This is a genomic window from Pseudomonas sp. NPDC077451 (assembly GCF_044543345.1).
In the GTDB taxonomy this organism is placed as follows: Bacteria; Pseudomonadota; Gammaproteobacteria; order Pseudomonadales; family Pseudomonadaceae; genus Stutzerimonas.
This window is the reverse complement of the sequence record NZ_JBITVX010000031.1, coordinates 1-4,359: the sequence shown is the minus strand read 5'-3', so window position 1 is coordinate 4,359 and position 4,359 is coordinate 1. Positions and strand designations below refer to the sequence as shown.

Here is a 4,359-nt window from a genome sequence, read left to right as displayed (position 1 = left end):
TCACGATGTGATACACGGTAAGCGTTCAGCGTGTGATACAGCTACCCGTGCAGCCTGTGATACAGATACGCAAGGTGAGTTAGCTAGACGCTTACTTTCGGCGAGCCTGGCTGGAAGATCATCAGGACACCCTGACGGATCTGCTGCACATGCTGGTGAACCTGTCTGTCATTCAATTTACTGCAGAATTTCTGGCTAAGTTAGGCGATGCGGTACCGGCTTCGGTTCGGCTCTTTCCGATCGAGAGCCCATTGTGGCTGCAATTGCTACTAGTCGCCGCCGTGCTCGACTTGAGCCTGTATGTGATGCACCGCATCAGCCACCGGGTGCATTGGCTGTGGCGCTTTCACATGATCCATCACAGCGCTGAGCGGCTCTACTGGATGAACGGAGAACGTCGACATCCTCTGCATGCGGCGTTGATGGCCGGGCCGGGGCTGGTGGTTTTGCTCATATCTGGAGCTCCGTCTGCCGTAGTCGCAACGTGGTTTGGGATCCTAACCGTCCATCTGGCCTTTCAGCATTCGAACCTGGACTACAGCGTGGGTTGGCTGCGGCATGTGCTAGGGGTTGCTGAGGTCCATCGTTGGCACCATAAGCGCGACTTCGAAGACGCTCAGGTCAACTTCGGTGAGTTTTCAACTGTGTGGGATCAGATGTTTGGAACCTTCTACGACAGCGCCGGGAAGCTGGGCGAGGCTGAGGTTGGATTGCATGAAAAGGACTACCCCAGAAATTATTTCGGGCAATTTATTGATCCTGTTCATCCAACATCTGCTTACCCGGCCGGTCACAATTCTTCAGAGCAGGATGAAATCCGCAACACGTAGCTAGAACGGGTGGAGTCAGCAATGCCAAACATACCGCGTGACACCGGATTGGACAGTACTTGGGCCTTTTTGCGAGATCCCTACCGATTTATCTCCACGCGCAGTAAGTTTCATCAATCGCCTGTGTTTCAAACTCGCTTGATATTACAGAAAACTCTGTGCCTAACAGGTGCCGAAGCTGCTCGCTTGATTTGCGACCCTGACCGATTCGTTCGCCAGAACGCTGCGCCCAAGCGACTGCAAAAAACCTTATTCGGACAAGACGGTGTCCAAGGTTTGGACGGTGATGCGCATCGTCACCGAAAGGCCCTCTTCATGGGAGTGCTCACACCCGCGAACGTGCAGGAACTAGCAGAGTTGAGCGAGGTTCGTTGGAGGGAGTATGCGCGAACTTGGCGTCCCGGTGAGTCAATCGTCCTCTACGAGATTGCTCGCGAAATTCTATGCCGCACCGTATGCGACTGGGCCGGTGCTCCAATCGCTGAAAGAGATGTTCAACAATGGACTCAAGATCTTGCAGCTCTCTATGAGCACGCCGGCGCGATCGGTCTGCAGCACTGGCAGGCACGGAAGGCACGTCGCCGATTGGAGCAATGGGCGGCAGAGCTCGTCGAGTCCACTCGCGCCGCTCCCCCTACACCCGAGCAATCGCCTCTCGAACGCATCGCCCATTACAAGGACCAGCACGGACAGCCGTTGGATCTACATACCGCATCAGTGGAACTACTAAATCTGCTGCGGCCGACGGTAGCCGTCTCTGTATTCATAACCTTTGCAGCGCTAGCGCTGCACAAGCACCCGTTCTGTCTGAGAAACCTGCAGTCGGGAGATGAAAGAGATATAGGTTGCTTTGTGCAGGAAGTGCGGCGTTTCTACCCCTTCTTCCCAGCGATCAGCGCTCGCGTGAAAGAAGATTTTCTATGGGAAGGATTTGCCTTTGGCAGGGGCACCTTAGTCCTGCTGGACTTATACGGAACCAATCACGATTCCCAGCTCTGGGAGGAGGCAGATCGTTTCAAGCCTGAGCGCTTTCGATCCAACTCTCCGTCGCCATACTGCTTCATCCCACAAGGACCAGGCGACCCGCATGTTAACCATCGCTGTCCAGGTGAAGGCGTCGCCGTCGCATTGATGAGCGTTGCTGTTCGCTTCCTGGCTCGCTCGCTCCAATATGAGGTTCCCGAACAGGATCTATCAATCACCTGGGACCGATTGCCGGCACTGCCCCGAAGCCACTTCGTCATGCGGAATGCGCGAATCACAATGTAAGTTTGGTGTTTAACGAAGCGAGTCTCGCCCATCTCAAGATATGAACGGTGGGGCATGGCGTTGAGCTGCCCAGCGCAACCACGGCAATCGGGGAATACTCAGAATAAGCTGTTCACAGTCATTCCCCAATTGAGTCATTTCCGAGGGCCGTTCTGACTTATTGTCGCTTGGTATCGTCCAGATTCAGCGCAACGGGCAGGTCAGTCGGTGCCAGACAAATGCCCTCGTCACTGCAGGCCTGCACCCGTACAATCATTTCGAGCCTGCCTACCTTTTCCAGCACGGCGGTCTGTTTTTCGTCGGGCCGCAGCCGAATACTTGCACCGTCGTCATACACCTCTAGGGCGGTGTCACTCAGCACAATGTCACTGACCCGGCCGCGCGGGTACTGCGTCGGGATTATAAGCGCCTGGCCGTTGACTGAAGAGCTGACGACGGTGGGAATCAGGAATTCCATGGAGGCCGGATTTGCATTCACATGCCAGCCCGGTTGAATGTTCAGTGTTAAAACGAAATCACCCGTCTTTCCCGCCATTGCTGCGGCGCCTCCCGCAACAGTGAGGCGGACCTTATCAGCGGAATTTGCCAACCCTGCTCGGGTCGGCACCGGGACTTCAAGACCGGCACGTTCAGTCTGGGCAGCGTCGAGGTTGTTTCCGTTGGTGTCGATCAACATGAACGCAGCGATCGCGATCGCAAAAACCACTACTCCAGCTAGCAATCCTTTTTGTCGAATCACCATGATTGGGTCTCCAGTATCTAAGGTTGTGGGTTTCCGGTGCGATTGATAGCTTCGACCAAGCTGTCGGTGTCAAAAAGCCCCGTGAAACGGGCGATAACGGTGTCGTCACGGTCAACAACCACTGCGAAGGGTAAGGCCTGCCCGCCGGTCGCAGTTAATAGCGCATCTTTTTCTGGGTTGCTCGCTGTCACGTCAACTTGTATGGGCACCATCTTGGTGCGCCGCACGGCTTCGGCCACAGCGGCCTCCTGGTAGACCGTGCGCTCAAGTATCTTGCAGTTGATGCACCAGTCGGCGGTGAACTCCAGCAAATAGGGTGTGCCCTGGGCTTTTGTCTCCGTCAGTAGTTTTGCGGAGTAGGGTTGCCAGACGAGTTCGTCTTCGCTGTTGCCCAGCGGGGATGCGAATTCCACAGTCATCGCAAGGGCAAGGCCTGCCGCCGTTGTGGTGATCACACGCACGGTACCATTACCCTGGACGAAACGGCGGGCACCCCAGGCCAGCACCAGGGCCAGCCAAGACCACCATAGCCAGGTATAAACCGCTTTGGGCACCAGGCTCGCGCTGAAAAAGACGGCTGCGGCCAGCAAGACCAACGCGAGCACTTCTCTAATGACCAGGGTCCAGGGCCCCGCCTTGGGCAACCGGCTCAGCCAATCGGGTTTGAGCATCAATGCTGCGTAGGGCAGCGACAACCCCAGCCCGATACTGCCGAATATCCCCATACTTACCGGCGTCGGCTGGGTAACGGCAAAGGCTAGGACTCCACCAAGGAAAGGACCGGCGCAGGGTGCGGCCAAAACCGCACTCAATAACCCAGATACGAATGCTTCAAAGTAGCGCCGGCCATGGACCGAGGCGGCGAACGCCGGGATCGGGATGGGCAAATCCAGCCAGGTGACCACCGCAAACCCGACCATCAAGGCAACAAGGACACCAACGAACACCGCAGACTGAAACAAAGTGCCCCAGCTCCACTGCAGAAGTGCGGTCAGTCCGCCCAACGTCAGGAAAAACGCGAGCGTTCCTGCGGTGAACGCCAATGCCGCCAGCACGCGGTGCGATCGTTGGCTGCCCGCCTCTCGTAAGATGGTCCGGACCTTAATGGGAATTGCAGGCAAAACGCAGGGCGTCAGGTTGAGCAGCAAACCTGCCACTATCGCCATTAAGAGCTGGCCGGCGATGAGTAAAGAGGGAATTTGATCCATCACTCAGCTATTCCCACCCCCTTCCCACCCTTCCTGGCCGGAACGTCCGGTCTGACCCCGCCATTGGCTGCTTGCATACTTAAACAGCAGATTTTTTGAGTGCTCATATCTCTTCTCCATATAGACCCCGTCCTTTGAGTTATTGGCAAACGTCAGCTATCGGTAACGATTATCGCATCGGCTTCAGGCATCGCGAAGAGCTGAGATGACATTAAGGAGACGCTGAACAATTAGCCAATTCTCACCGTCCCCCTTTTTCAACCCGGTTTTTTCAACCTACCGGCCTTATTCTGCGTTTCTTGGGCCGATT

4 protein-coding genes are annotated in these 4,359 nt (G+C 55.9%); 2 read left to right on the top strand and 2 right to left on the bottom strand.

Annotation, left to right across the window (positions count from 1 at the left end; translation table 11 throughout):
* Positions 1-149 precede the first annotated feature (149 nt).
* Together ACIGHL_RS22695 and ACIGHL_RS22690 are read left to right on the top strand one after the other, a co-directional pair.
* Positions 150-830 (top strand): sterol desaturase family protein, encoded by a 681-nt coding sequence (locus tag ACIGHL_RS22695; RefSeq protein WP_241509356.1) that lies wholly within the window; start codon positions 150-152, stop codon positions 828-830.
* 21 nt (positions 831-851) lie between these two features.
* A complete protein-coding gene (locus ACIGHL_RS22690) occupies positions 852-2,099 on the top strand; it encodes a cytochrome P450 (RefSeq protein WP_023083086.1) in 1,248 nt (415 codons plus the stop codon).
* Between the two features lie 157 nt (positions 2,100-2,256).
* Here the strand turns inward: ACIGHL_RS22690 and ACIGHL_RS22685 are convergent, their stop codons facing one another.
* Both ACIGHL_RS22685 and ACIGHL_RS22680 read right to left on the bottom strand, forming a co-directional pair.
* Positions 2,257-2,841 (bottom strand): protein-disulfide reductase DsbD domain-containing protein, encoded by a 585-nt coding sequence (locus ACIGHL_RS22685; RefSeq protein ID WP_017246245.1) that lies wholly within the window; start codon positions 2,839-2,841, stop codon positions 2,257-2,259.
* 17 nt (positions 2,842-2,858) lie between these two features.
* The gene (locus ACIGHL_RS22680) at positions 2,859-4,049 is read right to left on the bottom strand and encodes a protein-disulfide reductase DsbD family protein (protein ID WP_017246246.1); all 1,191 of its coding nucleotides are present in this window, start codon (positions 4,047-4,049) and stop codon (positions 2,859-2,861) included.
* Positions 4,050-4,359 lie beyond the last annotated feature (310 nt).